The sequence below is a fragment of the Pedobacter psychrodurus genome, assembly GCF_004331735.1.
Classification (GTDB): domain Bacteria; phylum Bacteroidota; class Bacteroidia; order Sphingobacteriales; family Sphingobacteriaceae; genus Pedobacter; species Pedobacter psychrodurus.
The window spans coordinates 158,698-184,246 of record NZ_SJSO01000004.1; the positions used below are offsets into that span (position 1 = coordinate 158,698).

Sequence of the window (25,549 nt, forward strand, 5' to 3'; positions counted from 1 at the left end):
AAACAAATAAAAAAATTAACCTTAAAAATATATTACAGGCTTGCCAACTCCTGAGCAAAAACATTTTCACTCAATTCCTCTTGTTTGTAAATCTGTCGGCCTGTATAAGCCACAAAAACAGATTCATCCAAAAGCAAGTCGCGGTTTTTAATTAAACTTTCTAGTTTAACCGTTCCAACCACATATTTATAGCTGCTTGCAGCATAACGTTCGCTGATATTATCAAAATCCAATAGTGTAATCAGATCTTCATCTGCATAACGCAAGTAAATTTCTAATAAAATTTCTTCAGTATGTTTTACACCGTTTTCTGAGTGGTATTTTTTGTACTCGTAACGGTAATCGTAACGCAAAGCCGCAATATCAGATAGTACAGCAGCACCAGTAGGGTGGCCTCCAGCACCTTTACCGTAGAAAAACTGTTTATCAGCAAAAGCTGCCTGAACTGCAACAGCATTGTATTCGTTTTCTACATTGTAAAGAAAATCATCTTTAGCCACCAGTTTCGGTAGTACATAAGTCACAATGTCTTTTGTATTCACCTTACGTGCCGTAGGAACCAACTTAATTTTAAAGTTTTTCTCACGCGCATATTTAATGTCGTGGTTAGAAAGATTCTGTATACCGATATTTAAAATAGCATCAGGATTTACAAATAAACCATAAGCGTGTGCTGTAGCAATAGCCAGTTTATATTTTGGATCGTAACCTCCCACATCTAAAATCGGATCGGTTTCCGCGAAACCTAAATCCTGTGCTTCTTTTAATGCAGCGTCGTAACTTTGGTTCTCGTTAAATATTTTCGATAAGATGTAATTAGACGAGCCATTAAAAATCCCGCTCAAAGCATGGAATAATTCATTATCGTAATATTCTTCTAAATTGCGGATAATTGGAATACTGCCACAAACGGCTCCTTCGTACAATAAAGAAGTACCATGTTCTTGTTGTAAATCTACAAGCTCTTTCAAGTGCGTAGCAATCATTTTTTTATTTGCAGATACCACATTTTTACCATTTTTTAATGCGGTAGTTACAATTTCGTAAGCAGCATCAGCATCATTAATTAATTCTACAATCGTATTAATCTCTGTATTGTTCAGTATTTCGTTGCGATCGGTGGTAAACAGATCCTTATTAAGGGTACGCTTCTTTCTAGGGTCTTTTATCGCGATTTTAATGATCTCCAGGTTCAGGTTCTGGCTTTGGATAATATCCAATAAACCTTGCCCTACAACACCGAAACCAAATAAACCGATTTTTAAATTCTTACTCATTTTTTTAAAGTGATTACACAGATAAATGGATTACACTTATTAACTGTATTTATTTATATTATTTTTTTGTTGAATTTGATAGTACAGATATTAGCTGTTCTCTTTATTTTTCACCCTAAACCCTAACCTTCTACCTTTCTAAGCGGTGTGCTGCAATTTGATAATCTTTTTATTCCTGCTTTCCTTAATGAAGTTTCCGATTACATTAGTCAAGGCATCTGTTTCGATTAAAAATCCATCATGGCCATAATCTGAATGCAAGGCGCTAAATTCTGCTCCTGGGATATGATCGGCCAGGTATTTTTGCTCTGACAATGGAAACAGTACATCGTTTTCTATGCCAATTACCAAGGTATTTGCAGTAATTAGTTTTAGTGCATCGGCAATACTTTTGCGGTTGCGGCCCACATTATGGCTATCCATTGCTTTGGTTAAATAATAATAACTGTAAGCATTAAAGCGGTTGATCAGTTTTTCTCCCTGATAATTCTGGTAAGATGACGACCTGAAGTTGTCAGTCTTATCGTTTACACTTTCTACCTGTGTACTGCCATAAGCACTGTAGGTTCTATAACTTAAAAGTGCAATACTACGGGCTGTTTTTAAACCTTTGCTGCCACCATTTGGTTGGTTCGCATAAAAAGTTCTATCGGTAGTAATGGCCAAACGCTGACTTTCGTTAAAAGCAATTCCCCAGGGAGAATGCGCCGCATTAGTCGCAATCAAGATCAGGTTTTCAATTTTATTAGGCTCCGAAATACTCCATTCAACAGCTTGTTGCCCACCTAAAGAACCACCAATTAATAATTTGATATAATCGATACCCAAGTGCGCTGCCAATAACTGGTGTGCTGATACCAAATCACGAATGGTGAACTGTGGAAACGAAAGATAATAAGGTAAGCCGTTTACGGGATTGGTGCTTAAAGGATTTGTACTGCCATAATGCGAGCCCAATACGTTAGCGCAAACGATATAATGGTCTTCTGGATTAAACAAAGCATTTTCACCAAATAAACCTTCCCACCATTCAAAAACATCCGCATTTGCGGTAAGTGCGTGGCAAACCCAAATTACGTTATCTTTATTTGCATTTAATTTACCATAAGTTTGATAAGCGATCTGCAGGTTGCGGATCTTTTTCCCGCTCTCTAATTTGAATTGTTTATTATAATGATATGTTGATGCTGTACTCATTGTTTTGTTGTATTCGGAATATTAACGGTTAGGCTTGTAAACTCTCTGAAGGAACTGTAGCATTAATGTTTGCAAACGCTTGTTCGAAATCGGCTTTAATATCATCAATATGCTCAATGCCTACCGAAACCCTTAATGCATTCGGTTTTACACCTGCAGCTAATTGCTCTGTTTCGCTTAATTGCTGGTGTGTTGTGGCTGAAGGCTGAATGATCAGTGTTTTTGCATCACCCACATTGGCCAGGTGCGACACCAATTTTAAGTTATCAATTACCTGCGTTGCCTTTTCTTTACTTCCAGCTAATTCGAAAGATAAAACTGCACCAAAACCATTGCTTAAATATTTTTTAGCCAGGTTGTGATATTTACTGCTGGCTAAGCCAGGATATTGAACTTCTTTAACCAAAGGATGATTTTCTAACCAAGTGGCCAATTCAAGTGCATTATCTACATGGCGTTGAACGCGCAGCGATAAAGTTTCTAATCCTTGTAATAAAAGAAAAGAATTGAAAGGTGATAGGGCAGGTCCGAGATCTCTTAATCCTTCTACACGGGCACGGATGATAAACTGGATGTTGCCAAATGGTCCACCGATGCCAAAAACATCGCTGAAAACCAAACCATGATAACCTTCTGAAGGTTCAGAAAATTGAGGGAATTTGCCATTGCCCCAGTTGTAATTTCCGCCGTCAACTATAACGCCGCCAATACTGGTTCCATGACCACCAATCCATTTCGTTGCAGATTCTACAACAATGTTGGCGCCATGTTCTAATGGTTTAAACAAATAACCTCCAGCACCAAAAGTATTGTCAACCACCAAAGGAAGATCGTGTTTTTTTGCAATTGCGGCAATTTTTTCGAAATCAGGTACACTAAATGCAGGATTGCCAATGGTTTCTAAAAAGATTGCTTTTGTTTTATCGGTTATTTTGCTTTCAAATTCTTCAGGTACATCTGGATTTGCAAAATCGACCTGTATACCCAAGCGTTTAAAAGCAACTTTGAATTGGTTATAAGTTCCGCCGTAAATGTGAGATGAAGAAACGATGCTATCGCCAGCCTCCAATATGTTGTTTAACGCAATAAATTGAGCTGCTTGCCCTGATGCTACGGCTAAAGCAGCTACACCACCTTCTAAAGCGGCAATACGTTTTTCGAAAACATCATTGGTTGGATTCATGATCCTGGTGTAGATATTGCCAAACTCTTTTAGTGCAAATAAATTAGCGCCATGTTCGGCGTTTTTAAATCCATAAGAAGTGGTTTGGTAAATTGGAACAGCTCTTGATCCTGTTGTAGGATCTATTTCCTGACCAGCGTGTAATTGTAAAGTTTCAAATTTATATGATGTTGACATAATTTCTATTTTTTTTTATTGATGTGATTAGATAGCAGAAATTAGGATTATCCTAAAACCTAACAGGGCGTATCCCGGTTTCCCGGGACCTTCCAATTTGAAAAAAACAAAAAAGGAAGATTTTTAAATTACTGTATGCAACAGCACATACAAGTAACCGCACGCATATCGCAACAAATAAAAGAAATAGAGGCTTGTTCTATCTTTTGAAGGTTTGCACTGGGTTCGCTTAGCGATTGAAGATTTAATGTTTTCATCAGTTCTAATTTATATCTCCAAATAACACCATGTTATCCGGTCAGGAATTGGCACCTTCTCTTTCTGAGGGTTGCCAGTGGGTCATCGAGCCAGTCTCTCGCCACTTCTTTATAAATCAACCTGTGAAGATTGACTTTTATTTAGCTTTCTGCCAAATAATATTTCAAATGTCTGAATTTAATTTTAATCCACAAAATAAAATTTCGAATTTATATTAACTCATTGAAAATGAATTGTGTATTTTTATGATGCGATGATAATATGAATTTTTAATAATGAATTAACGCTTAAAGTTCTAAGTTTGTAGTACCTATCTAAATTAATCATGATGAAAAATACAAAATCCCTATGTTTAGGCCTGTTATTTACTATAGCTTGTTTAAATAATGTAAACGCTCAATTTGGAGGTTTAAAAGATAAATTATTAAAGGTAGGCACTGCTCAGGGTGCTAAAGCTTTAGGAGTAGACAAGTTTTTAAAACAGCCAGCTGCCATTACCACTAACTTTGAAGATGTAAATAGAGAAGGCGAAAAAATGCCTGATTTTATTACTTCCTTAAAAATAAAAGCCCAACCTTTATATTTACTGCCTAAAAATCCAGAAGGTGGTTTTGTACTTTGCGAAGGCCTGTATGAAATGACCAATAAAAGCTACTGTTTAAAAGCTGGAACTTTTGCTCCATCAAAAGGCGATGGTTATATGTTTGCACCCGTTTTAGGTCCGAAAGAAGAAATTGTGGTTTCTATACTCAAAAGTGCCGAGAAACACACTGATGTAGAACAACATGATATTCAGGCTTTATTGTGGACCATTATTGCACGAACTAAATTTGCCGATTTTAACGGACAGGTAAAACTTACTGCGGTAAAATTATTAACGCCAAAACAACTTACACAATTAGAGGGGGGTGCTTTAGGTGTTTTGCCTTTCGATGTAATGGAAAAAGCTAAAGACCAACTGCCTGCAGGCGTGAGGGCTGTTTTTGAAGCTGAAAATAATATCCGTCAATTAGTGGCTTCAGGAAATTATACCTATGCCGATATGGAGAAATATGCCATTATAGCGGGTATGGCACCACCTAGGAGTGATGTGCCAAGCGGTATCTGGACCAAACATCCTGATGGTTATTATGTACGTTATTTTCCTTCTGGTTATTCAATCACCAAAGTACAGGTTTACGTACCAAAAGAATTAATGGCAAATGGAACAAAATTAATATATGATGCTGCCGGTGATATTGCCTGCCCAGCTAATACAGGATCGCAACGTTTAGCACAAACTAATGAACCGTTGGAGGCAAATTATTCTGCTAAGTTGACTACGATTTGTAGTCCTAAGTAAGTTATTAAATTGGTAGTCGTCATTCCCAACTTGATTGGGAATCGTAATGCAATAACGCTTTAAGATTCCCACCTGCGTGGGAATGACGATCATTCTTTTCTGAATTTCTTGTATAAATCCTATAAGGTTTTAAAAAAGCTTATAGGATTTTCTTTTTACCCCAATGCCTGCGCTAAATCAGCGATAATATCATCTACATGCTCTAAACCTACAGAAATCCGGAGTAGGTTTTTAGGTGTTTTACTATCAGGTCCTTCTACCGAATAACGGTGCTCGATTAAACTCTCAACACCACCTAAACTGGTAGCCTGTGCAAATAACTGAACTTTATTCACCACTTTATGGGCAGATTCAACATCACCTTTAACTAAAAACGACATCATTCCGCCAAAATCTTTCATTTGTTTTTTAGCGATTTCGTGCTGTGGATGACTTTCTAATCCTGGATAAAAAACAGCTTCAACATTAGGGTGACCGTTTAAATAGTTAGCTATAATTTTTCCATTTTCACAGTGGCCTTTCATGCGGTAAGCTAAGGTTTTAATGCTTCTGGTTAATAGAAAACAATCGAAGGGGGAAGGAACAGCGCCACCAGTTTGCTGAATGTTTTTGATTTTCTCCCACAACTCATCTTTTTTGGCAGTAACCAAAATTCCGCCGAGTACATCGCTATGACCACCCAGGTATTTGGTGCTGCTGTGCATTACAATATCTGCCCCTAATAAAATCGGATTTTGTAAAATCGGAGAAGCAAAGGTGCTATCGCAGGCCAATGTGATGTTTTTGGCTTGAGCTATCTTTGCAATTTCTTCGATATCTGTAACCTTTAATAATGGATTGGATGGAGTTTCGATCCAGATCAATTTGGTGTTTGGCTTAATGCTCGATTTTATTAGGTTTAAATCAGTCTGGTCAATAAAATCAAATTCCAAACTATCGTTAAAAATAGTAAGCAACTGTTTTTTTATTCCCCAATACATATCATCCGGGGCTATAATATGACTGCCGGGCTTTAAAGCTTGAAACAAAACCATACCACAGGTATTGCCAGATGAAAAAGCAGCAGCATCTTCGCCATATTCTAATTTAGCCACAGTGTTTTCTAAAGCAGACCGGTTTGGATTACTTACCCTGCTATACATATGTCCACCTGGATAGCCGCCTTCTTCATCGCGAAAAAATGTTGTCGACAAATTAATTGGTAGGGTAACATCGCCTGTAGTGCTTTTTACAAGATTAGAAGCGTGAATAGCAAGGGTTTCGGGTTTCATGATAATTGATTTTGATCGAAGTAATATCGGGATGCAATTTAATAATTTGGCGCTAATTTAAGGTTCGTAATGATTTTGGCAAGATTTATGTAACAAGTTTGACGAAATTAAATTAAACAAAAATGAAAAGATTATTTATAGCTATCGCAATAGCATGTTCTACTTTAGTAATGTTACAAAGTTGTAATACTGCAAAAAGAGTAACAGCAGGTGTAACAGGTAGCAGAGGTACAGTGGTTCGCGAATGGGTAGTGAGTAATGTAGCTTTAGAAGGATTGCCTGATGGTGCTGTACAAGGCTTGTTTGGAGAAAAATCTTACAAATGTTTCCAAGGAAGTACATGGAATTTAACTAATAGCGGTAATGGTTCTTATACTTTACCTGCTTCTAGTGCATGTGGTTCGGTAATGCAGACTATTTTCTGGTCGGCTGCACCTAAAGATCAAACATTCCAGTTTAAGAAAATATTTGAAGGCGATAAAGCTAAAAATGTAACAGAAGGTTACCGTTTGGTATTAACTGAGCTTTCTAGCACTCAAATGATCTTAAAATCGCCAATCGAATTTGGTGGTAAAACTGCTAACATCGTATTAACATTTACGCCTGCTGCAAGATAATATTTAACATTGAAAAACATACCCAAGAGCACTTCTGAAAAGAGGTGCTTTTTTTTGTGTCGTCTCTTAGTTTTATCATCCTGAGGGTTAATTTGTTGTATAAAAATCAATATAAATGACTATTTTCTGCAAATGTTAGGTTACTTGGGGGCGTCATTCCCAACTCGATTGGGAATCTTAAAGCACCTGCATTAAGATTCCCGCCTGCGCGGGAAAGACGACTACTCTATTAAAAATTTGTAAATGCTAGTGGATTCGAAGGATTTTTATGGGATATTGGTTTAAGGAAATTGTCTTTCTGAGGTTTCCCGTGTTTCCGTGGCTAATATTATAATAGTTAAGTGAGTTTTTAACTCCCAATAACAATCAAAATCTGTGTTTATCTGTTCTGATCTGTGGTTAATTATTGCGATTGCTATCTTAAATCACCGTTTGTTACAAGAAAATGATTTTCAAATCGCCTCATTATTGTATTTTTGTTCAAAATAAATCAGGAATGAATACAACTGACCAAGTTGAAAAAATATTAGCTGATACCAATTTATCAACTGAATTACAAAACATAGCACACAAAGTTCTTCAGGGAGAACGCATCACCTTTGATGAAGGTGTTTACCTTTACGAACATGCAGAACTGGGTTACCTTGGTGTTCTGGCAAATTTTATCCGCGAACAGAAACACGGTGATAAAACTTATTTCAACCGAAACTTCCATTTAGAACCTACCAATCTTTGTGTTTACGACTGCAAATTTTGCTCGTACTCTCGTTTAATCAAACAAAAAGAAGAAGGCTGGGCCTTAACTATGGAGCAAATGCTCGATATCGTTAAAAAATACGATGGCGAACCTGTAACGGAAGTACATATTGTAGGTGGGGTACTTCCTCAGTATGATGTTGCCTTTTATTCTGCTTTGTTTACTGCAATTAAACAGCATCGCCCTGATTTACATGTGAAGGCTTTAACGCCAGTTGAGTATCATTATATTTTTAAGAAAGCTAAAATCGATTACGCTACAGGTATGCGTTTAATGAAAGAAGCTGGATTAGAATCGATACCAGGTGGAGGGGCAGAGATTTTTCACCCTGAAATTAGAGAGCACATCGCTAAAGACAAATGTACTGGTCAGCAATGGCTTGATATACATGAAGAATGGCATAAACTGGGTATGCGCAGTAATGCCACCATGCTTTACGGTCATATCGAAAAATATTGGCACCGCGTAGATCATATGGAGAAACTGCGTGAGTTACAGGATCGTACTGGTGGTTTCCAGACTTTTATCCCGTTAAAATTCAGAAATCAAAATAACCAGATGAGTAATGTGCCTGAATCTTCAGTGATTGAAGACTTAAGGAATTATGCCATCGCCCGTATTTACATGGATAACTTCGATCACATTAAAGCCTATTGGGCTATGATCAGTCGCGAAACAGCTCAGTTATCGTTGAATTATGGTGTTGACGATATTGATGGTACTTTAGATGATACCACAAAAATATACTCTATGGCTGGTGCGGAAGAACAAACGCCTGCTATGAGTACCAAAGAACTGGTAAATCTGATAAAACAAGTGGGTAGAAAAGCCATAGAACGAGATACTTTATATAATGTGGTTACCGATTTCGAGAACGTAGTTTTTGAGGAGGAAAAGAAACCACAATATTATAAGTTACCTGTAGTAAATTAGGATTGTTATGATGATAGGATTTTAAGATCTTTTCGCAGAGTCCAAAAAAAAATAATAAACGTTAATCGTGTAATCTTATAATCCTAAAAATCCCATTTTAATGGTCAAAGAAATATACATCATACGCCACGGCGAAACGGAACTCAATAGGCAAGGCATAGTACAGGGCAGAGGTATAAATTCTGACTTAAATGATTTAGGCAGGGCGCAGGCGGAGGCTTTTTATCAAACTTATAAAAACATTCCTTTTGACAAGATTTACACTTCTGATTTAAAACGTACCTGGCAAACCGTTCAAAAATTTATAGATGCTGAACTACCTTGGGAAAAACTTTCGGGCTTAGACGAATTGGCCTGGGGCGTTTGGGAAGGACAACCCAATACGGAAGATGCACGTGATGCTTTCCGTGAGATGTTACTGAGCTGGGAGAATGGAGATTATACTGCTCATTTTGAAGGTGGCGAAAGTGTGCAGGATGTTTATGAGCGTTTAAAACAACCCATGGAAGTTTTAATGACCAGGCCTGAAGAAAAAACAGTTTTGCTGTGTATGCATGGCAGGGCAATGCGGGTTTTCTTATGTTTATTATTAGGCAAACCATTGAGCGAAATGACTGAATTTCCACATCAGAATACGGTGCTTTATAAGATGGGGTTTGAGGATGGAAAATTTACCATTCTTGAATTTAATAGTGCCGTTCATTTAGATGGTTTAGTAATTGGATAATCCGCTTAACGCCAAGCGCGCAACGCAAAACATTAACATAACACCTTGAATAAGATTAAAATATCGGCTGTTGCGTACACCAACACCAAAGCTTTTATATACGGATTAGCACATTCGGACATTATAAATAAAATTGATTTAAGTTTAGATATCCCTTCAGATTGCGCAGCTAAAGTAATTAATGGTCAGGTCGATATAGGCTTAATGCCCGTAGCAGCTATTCCTTTAGTTCCAAATGCCAACATCGTGGCCGATTATTGTATCGGAAGTGATGGAGGTGTAAATTCTGTATTCATTTTTAGTGAAGTTCCTGCCCAGGATATTAAAACGGTGAGATTGGATACCCACTCGCGCACTTCAAACAATTTAGCCAAAGTATTGCTGAAGTTCCATTGGAAAAAGGAAGTGGAGTTTACTACTGATCCTACTGTAAAAACGGATGCTTTTGTTCTAATCGGCGATAGGACCTTTAGTAAAAAAGATGATTTTGCTTATGCTTATGACATGGGCGAGGAATGGAAAAATTTTACCGGATTACCCTTTATGTATGCTGCCTGGGTGGCCAACAAAGAAATTTCACAGGAATTTAAAGATGAATTTAATGCGGCTTTAAAATTTGGTTTGGCGCATAGAAAAGAAGTTTTGCAAGAGTTACCAGAGGTGTTGAATTTTGATCTGGAAGATTATTTATACCACAGACTTCAATTTGATGTAACCGACGACAGAAAGAAAGCCTTAAATCTGTTTTTGGGGTATATTGAGCAGTTGTAAAATTTGGTTCTTTTAGCAAGCGTCATTCCCAACTTGATTGTGAATCTTAATACACCTGCTATAGGTGCTTTAAGATTCCCGCCTACGCGGGAATGACGTCCACGCAAAAGAAATCTAGTGAGTTTTCATTTTTCCAGCTACTTTTTCGAGTGTGCTTTTTAGCTTGGTTAAAGCACCTGAAATTGCTAAATCGTAAGTATTGCCAAGATTTGAAACCGCAATGGGGTCCTTTCCGGTAATTCTAGCTTCTAACAAACATCTTTTATCGTCTAAGCCATCTTTACTGCCATTTTCATCAGACAAATGAACCTCCAAGCGTGTAATTAAATCACTGTATCTGCTCAAGCCTTCATTTAATTGTGTCTGAATTTTTTCATCGTATTCCTGGTGTATCGTTAAGTTTTTGTCGGTATTCAGTTGGATCGTCATAATTATAATATTAGGTTAAATTTATATAAATGTAACACACAACTTCGAAAAACGTTTTTAATTTTAGTTAATCGGTTCAAGATATAATTGCTTCCCCCAAGTTTGTAAATCTACTGCTGGTATATAAGCATTCTCAAACAGATCTTCAATTTCCTTCCTTATTTTCTCAATCGCATTTAAATCCGTTGTTCTAATTCTTGTTTCGTGGTTAAATTGAGTCCCACTTTGAGTGAAGTTTAATGATCCTAAATAGGCAATTTGATCATCAATTAAGTATATTTTACTGTGGATTAGAGATGTTTTCTCGTTAGACATATATACTTTAAATGGAAATAGCTGCTTATAGCTGTAAGAATAGATCTTAATGTTTTTAATTTTTGTCTTGTACCAACCTCGTATCAAGAAAAGAATAATAATAGGTATAGAACCTAGAAATACTTTAATGTCCCTGAAATAATAAGCCAACACAATCAATAAGGCTATTAGTCCATAGCTGATGTTTGAAAGTGTCTGTGTAAATTTAATCCAATTATTTCTAATTGTTTGTCTATCGAAATCTTTATTGCGTTTTTGAATAATAAGTTTATAGATATTTCTTTCACGATCACCATAAAAATCCTCTATATTATTTGTAGTAATTAACTTAATATCAATATTTTTATCTTTTAGATTAATCAATTCTGAAATTAGGTATGGTGATAGGTAAGGGGATATGATTTTGACAGAATGTTTTGCACTCCTCATATCATCCATTAGCTTTTTACCCGCCCCTTTTCCAATATAAATATCACAAAGCGCATTATTGTAAAACATGTATAAAATATTGAGATTTAGCTTCGTTAGATAATAAAATGATTAAGTTAAGGTTTTTTCTTAAATAAGAAAATTTTATAAAGCCTACTTTGTTTCTAAACCTGGTAGGAGCGAACACGAGTGCAACGAAGTAAAGCGGATGACAGGACTGGATATCCGAAATGAACAGAACCCTTCATTTTCAAATAATGGTTAACTGTTTAAATTGTGTAAACTGCTTAATTATCGGAGAAAGAAAACTGTATGCAACTGGGTTAAAACAGACCATTGTACCTAAACCTGATAGGAGTGAGCATCCCGATTTTTCATCGGGATAAAGCGGATAGCAGGACTGCACTCACCGAAATGTACAGAACCCTTCATTTTCAAATCACGGTTAACTGTTTAAATTGTAGAAATTGGCTAACTGTAATCCTCATCAATTAACGGATTCAACCAGCTAACTGATTAAACAAACTAACAATCTTTTAACTTTTCAACAAAACAGCTGTAAAATGCTTATTCGTGTTATCTTTATGGCTTTTGTAAATTAATTTCAGTTTTGGCTAAAGACACGAATAAAGAAACCCCGTTAATGCAGCAGTACAACGCGATTAAAGCGAAGTATCCGGGTGCACTTTTACTATTTAGGGTTGGCGATTTTTATGAAACCTTTGGCGAAGATGCCATTAAAACGGCACAGATTTTAGGCATCGTATTAACCAGAAGAGGTACTGGCCCTAATGGCGGTGCTTTAGAACTGGCAGGTTTCCCGCATCACTCTTTGGATAATTATTTATCCAAATTAGTTAGGGCAGGGCAACGCGTAGCCATTTGCGATCAACTCGAAGATCCTAAAACCACAAAAACCATTGTTAAACGTGGTGTAACTGAGTTGGTTACGCCAGGTGTAGCTTATGGTGATAATATTGTAAATCAAAAATCGAACAATTTCCTGGCCTGTGTTTTCTTTGATAAAACACAACTGGGTGTTTCATTTTTAGATATATCGACAGGTGAATTTCTGATTGCACAAGGTAACAGCGATTATATTGACAAACTTTTACAAGGCTTTAAGCCAACAGAGGTTATTTTTCAGAAATCGAAACGACAGGTGTTTACCGAGAACTTCGGCGACCGTTTTTACACCTTTGGTTTAGATGAATGGCCTTTTACGTCTGATTATGGCAATGAAACCTTGATGAAACATTTTGAGGTTTCTTCGTTAAAAGGTTTTGGTGTAGAGCGTTTACAGAGCGGAATTGTAGCTGCTGGTGTTATTTTACATTATCTGGGCGAAACTGAACACCGTAATCTGCAGCACATCAGTTCGATAGGCAGAATTGAGGAAGACCGTTACATGTGGTTAGACCGCTTCACCATCCGTAACCTGGAATTAGTGAATTCGCCTAACGACAATGCCGTAACCTTGTTCGATATTCTGGATCATACCTGTACACCAATGGGTGCACGTTTGTTGCAGAAGTGGATCATTATGCCATTAAAAGAATTGAAGCCAATCCAGGAACGCCTCGGAATGGTGGAGTATTTTGTAAAACATGAAGAACTACAAGGCGAATTTTTAAATAACATTAAACAGATTGGCGATTTAGAACGATTGATTTCTAAAGTAGGCCTGCAACGTGTAGGTCCGAGAGAATTGGTTGCTTTAAAACGCGCATTATATCATATTGAAGCGGTTAAAAAACTGGCTGCCAATTCTAAAAACCCTTTCCTCATTAAAATAGCGGATCAATTGAATCCATGTTTGGCCATACGCGAAAGGATTGAAAGGGAATTACAGCCCGAGCCACCGGCGTTGCTGATTAAAGGAAATGTAATTGCGGATGGAATTGATGAAGATTTAGACCGCTTGCGTAAAATTGCATTCGGTGGCAAAGATTATCTGGTGCAGATACAGAAACGCGAAGCAGAAGCGACAGGAATACCATCGTTAAAAATTGCCTTTAATAACGTTTTTGGCTATTATTTAGAAGTTACCCATACCCATAAAGATAAAGTGCCAGCGGGTTGGATCCGTAAACAAACACTGGTAAATGCCGAGCGTTACATTACACCGGAGCTTAAAGAATACGAAGATCAGATTTTAGGTGCTGAGGAAAAGATACAGGCTATTGAAATCCGCTTGTACAATGAACTCATGTACGAAACAGCCAGTTACATCAAGCCGATCCAACTCGATTCCTTTTTAATTGCACAGCTCGATTGTTTATTGTGTTTTGCACAGTTAGCAGTCAAAAACCATTACAACAAACCTAAGGTTACTGAAGAAAAGGTGCTTGATATCAAAGGTGGCCGTCACCCGGTAATTGAAAAACAATTGCCTGTTGGACAGGAATATATTACCAACGATGTTTACCTCGATACGGATAGTCAACAGATTATTATGATCACCGGGCCCAACATGGCGGGTAAGTCAGCCATTTTAAGGCAGACTGCGCTGATTGTACTGATGGCGCAGATGGGTTCGTTTGTTCCAGCAAAAGACGCCGAAGTAGGTATTGTAGATAAGATTTTTACCCGTGTAGGTGCATCTGATAATATTTCTTCAGGAGAAAGTACATTCATGGTTGAAATGAATGAGACCGCCAGCATTCTGAACAACATTTCTGATGATAGTTTGATTTTACTCGATGAGATTGGCCGCGGAACGAGTACTTACGATGGTATTTCAATCGCATGGGCCATTGCCGAGTTTTTGCATCAGCACCCAACAGCGCGACCAAAAACATTGTTCGCTACACACTATCATGAGCTAAATGAACTAGCCAATACCATGCCGCGTATCAAAAACTTTAATGTATCGGTAAAAGAGATGACCAATAAGGTGATCTTTTTAAGGAAACTGGTTCCTGGCGGCAGTGAACATAGTTTTGGTATACATGTAGCGAAAATGGCGGGTATGCCAGCAAAATTAATTGGTCGTGCTAACGAGATATTGAAGAAACTGGAAATAGACAGAACCGAAGGACAAAGTATAAAAGACAGTATTAAAAAAGTGCAGAACCAGGCTTACCAGTTACAGATGTTCGCTATTGATGATCCTGTTCTGGTGAAAATCCGAGATACACTGAATAATTTGGATGTAAACGCATTAACGCCTGTTGAAGCCTTATTGAAACTAGACGAAATACAACGATTGATTAAGAATTAAAAAGGTTAGGGGGTAGGGTGGATGGTTTAGAGACAGGCATCTTTAACCGCTAACAATAGATACGATAGTTATGCAAGCTACATTAAACCTTATGTCTTTTAACTTTAGCATCAGAAGAAATCTATTTTATTTAATTGCAGTTTTGCTATTTCTTTCGTCTTGCGGTACCCGAAAATACACTGTTAAAAGTGATACCAAAGCTTCAAAAGCGGCTGATGCGATGGCAAATTTACGAAGCAAACCGCTTTATCGTTTCATTACCGACTGGACAGGTGTAAAATACCGTTTTGGAGGTTTAGATAAAGGCGGTATTGATTGTTCTGGTTTTGCTTTTTTATTGGAGAAAGAAATTTATGGGGTTACACTTCCTCGCATTTCACGCGATCAAGCCAATGTTGTGAAGCGTAAAAATATCGATAATTTGAAGGAAGGAGATTTGGTATTTTTCTCTTTTGGTGGTAATGATGTAGATCATGTAGGCGTATACCTCAATAATGGTTTTTTCGTACATGCAAGCACTACCCGGGGTGTAATTGTTGATGATTTAACGCTTCCTGCTTATCAACGTGTATTGGTTAAATCGGGGTCGGTGAATTAAATCCTATCATCATTTCGGACGTTCAATTTCTAAGACAATATTATAGGCGATTCGTCATTCCCAACTTGATTGGGAATCTTAAAGCTTCTTGCATTACGATTCCCGCCTGCGCGGGAATGACGAGCGCTTTAAAACAAACTTTATCATTTTCCGTTATTCATTTATGCGCATATTTTTTATAATCTGCTTATCTTTAATTACTTATTCAGCTACAGCACAGGTAAAGCTACTCAAATTAGATGATTTGGATAAACGCATCTCCAATGGAAAAGATACAACATATGTAATCAATTTCTGGGCAACCTGGTGTTCGCCTTGTGTGGCCGAGCTGCCGAATTTCGAGAAATTACGTTTAGCCAATTTAAAAAAGCCAGTTAAGGTGCTTTTGGTGAGCCTGGATTTTAAATCAAAATTACAAAAGGAAGTAATTCCATTTGTACAGCATAATAAAATTAATGCTGAGGTATTTCTTCTAAACGAACCCGATCAGCAACAGTACATTGAACGGATAGACAAAAAATGGTCTGGTGCTATTCCTGCTACACTGTTTGTAAACAAGAAAGTCAGACGTTTTTATGAGAAAGAATTTACCGAAACTGAACTGAAAAATACTTTGTTAAACTTAAAATAGATCGTAATGAAAAGATTAATTTTAGTGGCTTTTATGCTAATTTCAGGATTCACATTTGCACAGACTGAAGGTTATAAAGTAGGCGATGTAGTAAAAGATTTCTCGCTTAAAAACGTAAACAACAAAATGGTTGCCCTGGCCGATTACAAGGATGCAAAGGGTTACATTGTTGTTTTTACCTGTAATACTTGCCCCGTAGCTAAAGCTTATCAAGACCGGATTGCGGCTTTAAACGCAACTTATGCGGCTAAAGGCTATCCCGTGGTAGCTATTAATCCAAACGATGCAGGAGCCGTTCCTGATGAAAATTTTCAGAAAATGCAGGCGCTGGCCTCAGAAAAGAAATTAAATTTTCCTTATCTGTTAGATCCCGATCATGTGGTAACCAAACAGTTTGGCGCAACCAGAACACCACACGTTTTTGTGCTGAACAAAACCGACAAAGGAAATGTGGTTGAGTACATTGGGGCCATAGATAACGATCCTGAAGAAGCAAACAGCACTAAAGTGGAGTATGTTAAAAATGCAGTTAACGAATTATCGATTGGTAAAAAACCTGCAATTGCATCAACTAAAGCTGTTGGCTGTAGCATAAAATGGAAAAAAGGTTAAATATAACTTAACCACCATTGCCGATGTGTTTCTTTATACCGCTTGAACCATCTGCAAGGCAGATACAATGAAGATACTACACAGAACCATATCAAATAAACTATTGGTAAACTAAAGCCAAATGTTGCTGGTCTAAATAAAAACGGAACCTGTACAATTTCTTTGGCAGTATGTCCGGTGGCAAAAAATATCACTACCAAGAGGCTGTGCAAAAGATAAAAGTGTAATACATAGTAAAAGAAAGGTACAGCACCATACACAGAAGTTATTCTGGTAAACCAGTTGCTCAGGGTTTCGGTAAAAGCCAAAAACAGCATGGCTGGACCTAAAGTCATAGCGGTATACAGCAACGATGGCGGATATTTGCTTACATTAAAAAAGGCAAGTAGATTCTTAAAGAAATCGTGGTATTCTTTTCGCGGGGCTGGATCGCCATATATATTAACCAACCTTAGCGAGATAAATACAAATACAGTTAGCAAACCTACAATTAATAAATTGCGCTGCCGGCGATCGGCAGCATAACCTTTTTTATACCAGGCACCAACTCCATAACCTACAAACATCACACCTGTCCATGGGAGGATGGCATAAAATACACCGATTAAATGATTGGCGGAAAGTGGCACAACAGTTCCCGATGCCGTGAAAAATATTTTTAAGATCAAACCATCACTGGAATCTGTTGGAGTAGGGAATAAATTAAAAAGATCATGTCCGAAAACCAATATTAAGCCGATGATGAGCACGGCCTTATACGAAATGCGACTGGCCAATGCCAAAAATACCATACTACTGCCAATAGCCCAGATCACCTGTAGGATAATAAAATTATATGATGGGTTAAAGGTTAAGCCAAATGTAATCACAATAATTTCTATCAGTATTAACCATAAACCCCGCTTCAATAAAAAAGAACTCGCTTGACCTGGTGTTTTGTTCTGTGCCGATAAATAAGCCGATAATCCAGATAAGAAAACAAAGGTGGGTGCACAGAAATGTGTAATCCAGCGGGTGAAAAATAACATTCCTGTAGTGGTATCAGGATTTAAAGGATCGCCAGTCATGGCCCCAACATGAAAGAAATCTCTCGTATGATCCAGTGCCATAATAATCATCACTATTCCGCGTAATATATCGATAGATAAAATGCGCTTGGAGAGGGTAAGGTTATCAGCGTTCATAGCAATGGGTTTGTTTATTTAAATATACTCATTCAAAATTATTTTTACTGACATAATTATTACCTTTAGGTTCGCGGGAATGTTATTTGAGCCTAATTCATATGGTGTAGAAGAAAATCGATTTAGGAATAGCTTAATTGACCATAAATGATTTTGATGTTCGAAAAATTATAATAATATTTGTTAAGCGCTAACCGAATAATATCTTACTACTACTATTTATCATAATCGATAATGGATAGATTTCGTTTAGTATAAATTAAACTAAAATATCATAATACATCATAATGAAAAGAAGAACATTTATACAAAACACAGGTTTGTTAGGGGCGGGGATTGTTGCATCGAAATTTTCTTTTGCCGCTAATCTTGCACCAGAATTTCCTGTGGTACGTGTAGCTGCCGCAAAACGACACTTTCAAAGTAAAGCTGTAGATGCCGCAATTAAAACTTTCCAGGCAAACGTTAAAAACCCCGAATTGGCCTGGCTGTTCGAAAACTGTTTCCCTAATACTTTAGATACTACGGTTTATCATTCAGAAAAAGATGGCAGACCAGATACTTATGTGATTACCGGAGATATTGATGCCATGTGGTTACGCGATAGTTCTGCCCAGGTTTGGCCATATCTTCAATTTGTAAACGAAGATGAGCCACTTAAAAAATTATTAGCCGGCGTAATTATCCATCAAACCAAGTGTGTTTTAAAAGATCCTTATGCAAATGCTTTTTATGGCGATGCCACTAAAGTAGGTGAGTGGAAAACCGATAAAACAGCCATGCAGGCGGGTGTGCACGAGCGCAAATGGGAAATAGATTCTTTATGTTATCCCATCCGCCTGGCTTACCACTACTGGAAAAAAACAGGCGATAAAACACCTTTTGATGCCAATTGGAAAAAAGGAATTGAGGCCACTTTAAAAACATTTAAAGAACAACAGCGAAAAACAGATAAAGGACCATACCATTTTCAGCGTGAAACTACCCAACCAACAGATTCATTACCAATGGCAGGTTATGGTTTTCCGGTAAATCCGGTTGGCTTAATCTGTTCTGCATTCCGTCCGAGTGATGATGCCACCATTTTTCCTTTCCTGGTTCCTTCTAACTTTTTTGCGGTATCGAGCTTAAAGCAAGCAGCAGAAATGATTAAAGCTTTGCAGAGCGATCAGGCTTTGGAAAGTAGTTTGTTAAACCTGGCTGATGAAGTGAATACTGCGCTACAGAAACATGCTATTGTTAACCACCCAAAATATGGTAAAATTTACGCCTTTGAGGTAGATGGTTTTGGAAGCTCGTATCTGATGGACGATTCCAATGTGCCAAGCTTGTTGGGTTTACCTTATTTAGGTGCAATGAAAATTGAAGATCCTATTTATCAAAACACAAGGAAATTCGCACTTTCTAAAGATAACCCATATTTCTTTAAAGGTACAGCTGCCGAAGGAATTGGTGGGCCACACGCTGGTCAGGATATGATCTGGCCAATGAGTATCACCATGCGTGCCTTAACATCGAAAGATGATGCAGAGATTAAATCCTGTATCGATATGTTACGTAAAACTCATGCTGGCAAAGGTTTTATGCATGAGTCTTTCAATAAAGATAACCCTGCAAACTTTACAAGGGCTTGGTTTGCTTGGTCTAACACCTTATTTGGTGAGTTACTTTGGAGAACCTACCACGAAAAACCAGCTTTACTAAAAGCTTAACATAACCGGACCGTATTGATTGGTGTTAGTGACTGATTCTGATATTCAGTTCAGCCCCTAATCAATACGGTTTCGTTTTATCTTTCCATATATTGCATCAGAAATTGCCAATGCCGATAATGGAACAATAAGGTATGTTCTACGCCTAATAAACATTTTTCTCACTGCACTTACCTTTTACAAATGACAATAATAAATGATAATTTGCCTACCTCTACACTTTTAGAGCTAAAAGTAGGAGATGAGATTACAGACGGAAATAACCAATCTGGTACCATTAAAAGTATCGAAATCAGTGAAACGGATGAATTTTTAATGTTTCTTTTTCAATTGGAAGGTAGCCACAACATTGTTAAGAAGCTTAAGCAGGTCTGTTAGTATATTAGTATTCGTCATTTCTACTTAAACATGAATGGAGCAATCTATTGTTAACTACCTTTTTAACTATAAATCGGTAAATATTCTTTGACAACGTCTTCATTTACATATTCTTAAAGAATGCTCGTCATTGCGAGGCACGAAGCAATCTTAAAGCACACGCTAATAGCGAACGTTGTAGGATTGCTTCGTCGGCTGAAGAAGCCTTCTCGCAATGACGATACTACGATGTTTCCATCTCCCTTACAAGATAGGCCTCGGATCGAATATCACCTGAAACGATTTAATCTTTTCGTCTTCCAATTTATACCAACCGCTAGAAAAGATTGTTTTCTCGCCAATATTAATATCATACCACAAACAAACATCCTCATTATCTAAAAATACTTTTTTAACATCGTATTTCAATTTCATTTTCTTCATGTCTTCGATATAAATATCAGCTCCATTTCTTTCGCCCATAACACCTTTAAAAGTCATATCGTCATGCAGTTGCGCTCTGGCCAATTCAAAGTTTTCGGTGTTTAAGGCATTGATAAAATCAAGTACAACAACCTTCGCATTATGTTCGGTTAATAGTTTATCGGATGTGCTCATAACAAAATCTATTTTTTATTAAACGAATATTAGAAGTGAAATGTTTGAAAGATAAAATTAGAGAATGAGGGAATGATTGAGTGACGAAATGGTTAAGTAAGTTACCAACATTCAATCATTCAAAACTCACTCATTCAATCATTCTCCAGTTTGTTTAGCCTTCAAAACTATATACTTTTCCAACCTGTGTTTTAAAACTGTATTTAAAGTCGTTTCCTGATTTTTCTTCATCGATGCCTTTAATCTTACGTTTTAACGCATTTGGAGACCGCACAATACAATCTTCGCCCGATAGCGATTTGATCGACAGTTTTACAATTTTACCGTCTTTCCATTGCAGGTCTTTAATTTCGAAGTTACCCCTGGCTCTTAAACCTTGAATACTTCCTGTTGACCATTGATCGGGTAGCGCAGGTAAAAATTGCAACTCGCCTGCCTGGCTCTGCAGAAGCATTTCTGAAACGCCTGCAGTGTAGCCAAAATTTCCATCAATCTGGAAGGGTGGATGTGCACAGAAAAGATTCGAATAAATCCCGCCACCTTTATTATAGTCCGTACCTGAGCCACCTACTGGTGTAATGAAATTCTGCAATATTTTGTAGGCATGATTACCATCTTGCAGCCTGGCCCAGAAATTAATTTTCCAGGCCATAGACCATCCTGTTGATTCATCGCCACGGGCCGTTAAAGTTACTCTTGCAGCTTTGGCAAGCTCAGGTGTTTTAATGGTACTAATTTCTCTACCCGGATGTAAGCCAAAAAGATGAGATATGTGTCTGTGTTGATCTTTGGAGTCATCACGGTCCGTTTCCCATTCCTGTAATTGCCCCCATTTGCCGATTTTTGGTTTTAATAAATGCGCTTTAAGATCTGCAATGTGTTTTTTATAATCGCCATCAATATCTAAAATTTCTGCTGCTTCAATGTAATTGGTAAATAGATCATACACAATTTGCTGATCATGCGTTACGCCATCTTCAGTTGGGCCATGCTCTGGCGACCAGCCTAATGGCGATACCAAAGTACCATCGGGTCTTCTTTTTAAGTGGTCATCCCAAAACTCCGATATCTCTTTTATAATTGGGTAGGCGAAATTTCTTAGATAATCTTTATCCTTGGTAAAAGCATAGTGCTCCCACAGTGCCTGTGCATACCAGGCACTACCAGGTGTATTCCATAAAAAACTCATTCCGCCGAAAATATTGTTTTCTGTTCTTACGGTCCAGCCACGGGTATTTGGGTATTTTTTGCGTGTGGCTACAGCACTAACTTCTCTCATGCTGTTAATGTAATCCAGGTAAGGGATCTGGCATTCAGAAAGGTTGGTCGGCTCAGCCAGCCAATAATTCATCTGGATATTGATGTTAGAGTGATAATCGCTACCCCATGGTGGTGTATTGCTCTCATTCCAAAGGCCTTGCAGGTTGGCCGGTAAACCTCCTTGTCTTGATGAACTAATCAACAGGTATCTTCCATATTGAAAAATTAAAGCTTCTAGGGCTGGATCAGGCGTTTTTTTATAATTGATTAACCTTTGATAAGTTGGTAAACTGTTGTTTTTAATATCATTCTGACCTAAATTAATAGCCAAACGGTTAAACAATTGCTGGTAATCCTGAACGTGTGCTTTTATCAGACTTGAATATGGTTTTATAGCTACTTGTTTCAGTATACGGTCTATCTTTGAAGCAGGTTCTTCTCCTTTCCAGTTCTGACTGCGTTTATTGCTGTAATTAGTAGCAGCGGAAAAGAGGATGGTGATGGCATCGGCATTTTCGATTTTTAATTTTTCGCCATCATTATCTTTAACTACATGGCTGCTACCGTTTTCGATTTTAACCAAAGCAGTAGCCTGATAAGTCATTCCGTTAGCTAATTTGCCTACAAATTGAATGGTATTTCCGTTAACAGTTATATTACCCTGATGTGCATTTTTAAGCCTAACGCTGCCTGAGTATGATTTTTTTTGATCAGAAGTGAGCCTTAAAACCATTACTTTATCCGGAAAGCTGCAAAAATATTCACGTTTATAGCTGGTTCCATTTTGAGTGTAATTGATGGAATGGGTGGCATCAGTTAAATTTAATTTCCGTGTATAATTGCTGAAATTTTGTTCTTTATTGTCGAAATCAATAAATATATCTCCAAAAGCCTGGTACATACCCCGATCATTTTCATCACCGGTCCAGAGTGTATTATCATTAAACTGAATATGTTCTTGATTTACACCACCGAAAATCATACCGCCAATTCGACCATTTCCAATAGGGTAGGCTTCGGTCATCCATTTTGTGGCTGGCTTGTTGTCCCAAAGCAGTAAAGGTTGTTTTTCTTTCTTTTTAGCGAAAACAGGCGTGGAAAAGCTAAAGGCTAAAAATGAGATGAGCGTGCAGAGAATAGCTTGCTTACAATTAAAAAACATGTTGGTTATTTGATTAGTGTGTAATCAAATATATATATAATCAAACGATTGTGCTGCTCGATAAGTAGATGAATACATCTCGATTATTGGCATACTATTCAATTATTTAAGCATGCGATAATTTGCACCAGTGAAATTTTAGTTAGTAACTATTATGATAACTTAGATTGTATTTTAATAGATTTTCTATATTTGATATGACGAACTAAAACGTTTTATGTAGAATGAAATCGCTAACCAAATTTTTATCCTTAATCTTTCTTTTCAACCTAACGGGCACTCATACTGCTCAAAGTCAGTCGAAAACTTCTTTTACCAAATATGTAAACACTTTTATCGGCACTGCGCCTTTAACAGATCCTAAAATTTTAGGGTATGAGTTGCCACAAGGTTGGCGATCGTGGGCAGGTTTAACTTTTCCAGGTAGCTCATTACCCAATGCCATGGTGCAGTTAAGTCCAATTACCGAATTTGGATCTGGTGCGGGCTATGAATATGAGGATGATACCATTTATGGCTTTGCACACACCAATAAAGGACACTGGAACCTGTGCAATATTCCGATTTTACCACTATCTAATGCTAATGGTAAGTTCGGATCGAAGTTTTCGCATAAAAATGAAAGTTCAGCACCAGGTTTTTACCAAGTTTATCTTAACGATTATAAGATAAATGTAAAGCTTACTTCAACCTTGAGGTGTGGATTCCATCAGTATGAATATAAAAATGCCAGTAACAGGCAAATTCTTTTCGACATGGGAAAGGCCAATAGCAGGGTTTCTACCTGGAATATCGAACAAGTTGGTACTTCTGCTATACAAGGCTTTCAGGGAGGGGAGAATATTTACTTCTACGCCACTGTAAATGGCAAGATCGAAAAACTTGATCAGACTGATGTAAGTAAACGCTCAGGATACGCGATTATGCACCTGGCTGATGGCGGTGCAACACCTGTAGAACTTAAAATCGGCTTATCGTTTGTAAGTACGGCCAACGCCAAAGAAAACCTGGAAAAAGAAATGGGCAATAAAAGCTTCACGGAGATCCGTAATGAAGCGACTGCAAAATGGGAAACGCTTTTATCTACCATCCAAGTAAAAGGCGGTACGGATAAGCAGAAACAAATGTTATATTCTTGTTTGTACCGCTCTTTTTTATGGCCAGCTTTGCGAAGTGATGTAAACGGCGAGTTTAAAGATGCAAAACATAAGGTAATAAAGGGCAATTTTAACTATTATACCGAGCCATCACTTTGGGATACTTATCGCAATAAGGATGTACTGTTAGGATTAATTACGCCAAAGGTTACTTTAGATGTAATTAAATCGATGAAAGATGTAGGCGATAAAACAGGTTTCATTCCCACGTTTTTTCATGGCGACCATGGCGCATCTTCTATTGCAGGATCTTATTTGAGGGGAATTGATGATTTCGACATCAAGGGTACTTACCAGATTTTATTGCGTAATGCGAATGTGGATGGTGGTGCCCGACCATTTGTGAAAGAATATATCGAGAAGGGGTATATTTCTGACCCTGATGTTAAAAATCCACATGTCGAAACCAAAGCCAAGGCAGGCGTTTCTAAAACGCTGGAGTATGCCTATGATGATTATTCGCTAGCTCAGATCGCTAAAAAGCTAGGTGATAGCAGTAATTACCACATCCTGATGGCCCGATCGAAAAACTATAAAAACATGTTCGATCCGGGTACACGCTTTATGAGGGGCAGACTAGTGAATGGCGATTGGATTAAACCTTTTAATCCACAATACCCTTATTACGAATATATGTACAGAGAAGCCAATGCATGGCAGGTTTCGTTTTATGCTCCACATGATATGAAAGGGCTAATTGAGTTGTATGGTGGCGCTAAAGGATTCGAATCCAAATTAGATTCCTTGTTTACTGTGCCCTGGAACCCGAAATATATAGCACGGAATGTAGAAACCATGATCGGTCAATATTGCCAGGGAAACCAGCCCGATCATGAAGCACCATTTGCTTATACTTTTATCGGTAAACCAGAGAAATCACAGAAAATAATCGATAAAATCCTGAATGAGCTATACGGCATAGGCAATGATGGCTTAGCCTTGTCTGGTATGGATGATGCAGGTGAAATGTCGGCCTGGTATGTATTCAGTGCTTTAGGTATATATCCGTTCTCGGCAACCGATCCAAATTATATTGTTACGGCTCCGCTATTTGATGAGGTTAAATGGAAAACCAGTTCGGGGAAATTATTAACGATAAGCAAACCTGGCAAAGGAAGGGGCATTACTGATATTAAAGTGGACGGAAAAACAAATGAAGGGTATTTTATTTCTCATGATCTGTTTAAAAATGGGGGTAAAGTAGAGATTGTGACGAAGTAATTTAAGGAAGTCAAGTTTTAAAGCTTAACTTCCTTAACTGTTGGAAATATATTCAATAACACGCATTAACGGGAATGTTAAAAGTTTTGCTATGCCAGATAGGAGGTGCAGAGAAATTCGAGTTATTCCGA

Annotated in this window: 21 protein-coding genes and 1 riboswitch; of the genes, 12 read left to right on the plus strand and 9 right to left on the minus strand. The window is 37.6% G+C overall.

Annotation, left to right across the window (positions count from 1 at the left end):
* Positions 1-32 precede the first annotated feature (32 nt).
* The 3 genes from EZ456_RS05975 to EZ456_RS05985 all read right to left on the minus strand — a co-directional run bounded on the left by EZ456_RS05975 (position 33) and on the right by EZ456_RS05985 (position 3,834).
* Positions 33-1,277: a homoserine dehydrogenase gene (locus EZ456_RS05975; protein WP_131528276.1), complete on the minus strand. Its 1,245-nt coding sequence runs from the start codon at positions 1,275-1,277 to the stop codon at positions 33-35.
* A 138-nt stretch (positions 1,278-1,415) separates the two neighbouring features.
* Positions 1,416-2,474 carry a homoserine O-acetyltransferase family protein gene (locus tag EZ456_RS05980; protein WP_131528278.1) on the minus strand — a complete coding sequence of 353 codons (1,059 nt, stop codon included), beginning with the start codon at positions 2,472-2,474 and terminating at the stop codon, positions 1,416-1,418.
* A 28-nt stretch (positions 2,475-2,502) separates the two neighbouring features.
* Positions 2,503-3,834: an O-acetylhomoserine aminocarboxypropyltransferase/cysteine synthase family protein gene (locus tag EZ456_RS05985; protein ID WP_131528280.1), complete on the minus strand. Its 1,332-nt coding sequence runs from the start codon at positions 3,832-3,834 to the stop codon at positions 2,503-2,505.
* A 264-nt stretch (positions 3,835-4,098) separates the two neighbouring features.
* Positions 4,099-4,209: riboswitch (SAM riboswitch) on the minus strand.
* Between the two features lie 211 nt (positions 4,210-4,420).
* On the opposite strand from EZ456_RS05985, the gene EZ456_RS05990 reads away from it, so the two are divergent.
* Complete coding sequence (locus EZ456_RS05990) at positions 4,421-5,434, plus strand: hypothetical protein (protein ID WP_131528282.1); 1,014 nt, start codon at positions 4,421-4,423, stop codon at positions 5,432-5,434.
* Positions 5,435-5,589: 155 nt separating this feature from the next.
* On the opposite strand, the gene EZ456_RS05995 is transcribed toward EZ456_RS05990, so the two are convergent.
* A complete protein-coding gene (locus tag EZ456_RS05995) occupies positions 5,590-6,705 on the minus strand; it encodes a trans-sulfuration enzyme family protein (protein WP_131528284.1) in 1,116 nt (371 codons plus the stop codon).
* Positions 6,706-6,827: 122 nt separating this feature from the next.
* Between EZ456_RS05995 and EZ456_RS06000 the strand changes: the two genes are divergently transcribed.
* From EZ456_RS06000 to EZ456_RS06015, 4 genes are all read left to right on the plus strand, one after another.
* Positions 6,828-7,322 (plus strand): hypothetical protein, encoded by a 495-nt coding sequence (locus EZ456_RS06000; protein WP_225876478.1) that lies wholly within the window; start codon positions 6,828-6,830, stop codon positions 7,320-7,322.
* 496 nt (positions 7,323-7,818) lie between these two features.
* Positions 7,819-9,012, plus strand: a complete 1,194-nt coding sequence (gene mqnE / locus EZ456_RS06005; RefSeq protein WP_131528286.1) for an aminofutalosine synthase MqnE — start codon at positions 7,819-7,821, stop codon at positions 9,010-9,012.
* Between the two features lie 100 nt (positions 9,013-9,112).
* The gene (locus EZ456_RS06010) at positions 9,113-9,739 is read left to right on the plus strand and encodes a histidine phosphatase family protein (protein WP_131528287.1); all 627 of its coding nucleotides are present in this window, start codon (positions 9,113-9,115) and stop codon (positions 9,737-9,739) included.
* A 45-nt stretch (positions 9,740-9,784) separates the two neighbouring features.
* Entirely contained in the window at positions 9,785-10,510 is a 726-nt protein-coding gene (locus EZ456_RS06015; protein ID WP_131528288.1) for a menaquinone biosynthetic enzyme MqnA/MqnD family protein, read from the plus strand.
* Between the two features lie 114 nt (positions 10,511-10,624).
* Here EZ456_RS06015 and EZ456_RS06020 read toward each other — a convergent pair whose 3' ends face one another.
* On the minus strand, positions 10,625-10,939 hold the full coding sequence (locus tag EZ456_RS06020) for an HPF/RaiA family ribosome-associated protein (protein WP_131528289.1): 315 nt from the start codon (positions 10,937-10,939) through the stop codon (positions 10,625-10,627).
* 63 nt (positions 10,940-11,002) lie between these two features.
* On the minus strand, positions 11,003-11,752 hold the full coding sequence (locus EZ456_RS06025; RefSeq protein WP_131528291.1) for a phospholipase D-like domain-containing protein: 750 nt from the start codon (positions 11,750-11,752) through the stop codon (positions 11,003-11,005).
* 541 nt (positions 11,753-12,293) lie between these two features.
* On the opposite strand from EZ456_RS06025, the gene mutS reads away from it, so the two are divergent.
* From mutS to EZ456_RS06045, 4 genes are all read left to right on the plus strand, one after another.
* Positions 12,294-14,906 (plus strand): DNA mismatch repair protein MutS, encoded by a 2,613-nt coding sequence (gene mutS, locus EZ456_RS06030; protein ID WP_131528293.1) that lies wholly within the window; start codon positions 12,294-12,296, stop codon positions 14,904-14,906.
* 70 nt (positions 14,907-14,976) lie between these two features.
* Complete coding sequence (locus tag EZ456_RS06035; RefSeq protein WP_131528295.1) at positions 14,977-15,504, plus strand: C40 family peptidase; 528 nt, start codon at positions 14,977-14,979, stop codon at positions 15,502-15,504.
* Positions 15,505-15,667: 163 nt separating this feature from the next.
* On the plus strand, positions 15,668-16,135 hold the full coding sequence (locus EZ456_RS06040; RefSeq protein WP_131528297.1) for a TlpA disulfide reductase family protein: 468 nt from the start codon (positions 15,668-15,670) through the stop codon (positions 16,133-16,135).
* A gap of 6 nt (positions 16,136-16,141) precedes the next feature.
* The gene (locus EZ456_RS06045; protein ID WP_131528300.1) at positions 16,142-16,747 is read left to right on the plus strand and encodes a thioredoxin family protein; all 606 of its coding nucleotides are present in this window, start codon (positions 16,142-16,144) and stop codon (positions 16,745-16,747) included.
* On the opposite strand, the gene EZ456_RS06050 is transcribed toward EZ456_RS06045, so the two are convergent.
* Positions 16,744-17,931 (minus strand): DUF1624 domain-containing protein, encoded by a 1,188-nt coding sequence (locus tag EZ456_RS06050; RefSeq protein WP_131528304.1) that lies wholly within the window; start codon positions 17,929-17,931, stop codon positions 16,744-16,746. The genes EZ456_RS06045 and EZ456_RS06050 overlap by 4 nt on opposite strands.
* Positions 17,932-18,218: 287 nt before the next feature.
* Here EZ456_RS06050 and EZ456_RS06055 point away from each other — a divergent pair, with 287 nt between their 5' ends.
* Both EZ456_RS06055 and EZ456_RS06060 read left to right on the plus strand, forming a co-directional pair.
* Entirely contained in the window at positions 18,219-19,643 is a 1,425-nt protein-coding gene (locus EZ456_RS06055; RefSeq protein WP_131528307.1) for a glycoside hydrolase family 125 protein, read from the plus strand.
* 183 nt (positions 19,644-19,826) lie between these two features.
* Complete coding sequence (locus tag EZ456_RS06060; RefSeq protein ID WP_131528310.1) at positions 19,827-20,021, plus strand: hypothetical protein; 195 nt, start codon at positions 19,827-19,829, stop codon at positions 20,019-20,021.
* A gap of 243 nt (positions 20,022-20,264) precedes the next feature.
* Here EZ456_RS06060 and EZ456_RS06065 read toward each other — a convergent pair whose 3' ends face one another.
* Positions 20,265-20,618, minus strand: coding sequence for a nuclear transport factor 2 family protein (locus tag EZ456_RS06065; RefSeq protein ID WP_131528312.1), 354 nt, complete (start codon positions 20,616-20,618; stop codon positions 20,265-20,267).
* A gap of 154 nt (positions 20,619-20,772) precedes the next feature.
* Positions 20,773-23,040, minus strand: a complete 2,268-nt coding sequence (locus tag EZ456_RS06070) for a glycoside hydrolase family 95 protein (protein ID WP_131528314.1) — start codon at positions 23,038-23,040, stop codon at positions 20,773-20,775.
* Positions 23,041-23,264: 224 nt separating this feature from the next.
* On the opposite strand from EZ456_RS06070, the gene EZ456_RS06075 reads away from it, so the two are divergent.
* Positions 23,265-25,418, plus strand: coding sequence for a GH92 family glycosyl hydrolase (locus EZ456_RS06075; RefSeq protein ID WP_131528317.1), 2,154 nt, complete (start codon positions 23,265-23,267; stop codon positions 25,416-25,418).
* Positions 25,419-25,549 lie beyond the last annotated feature (131 nt).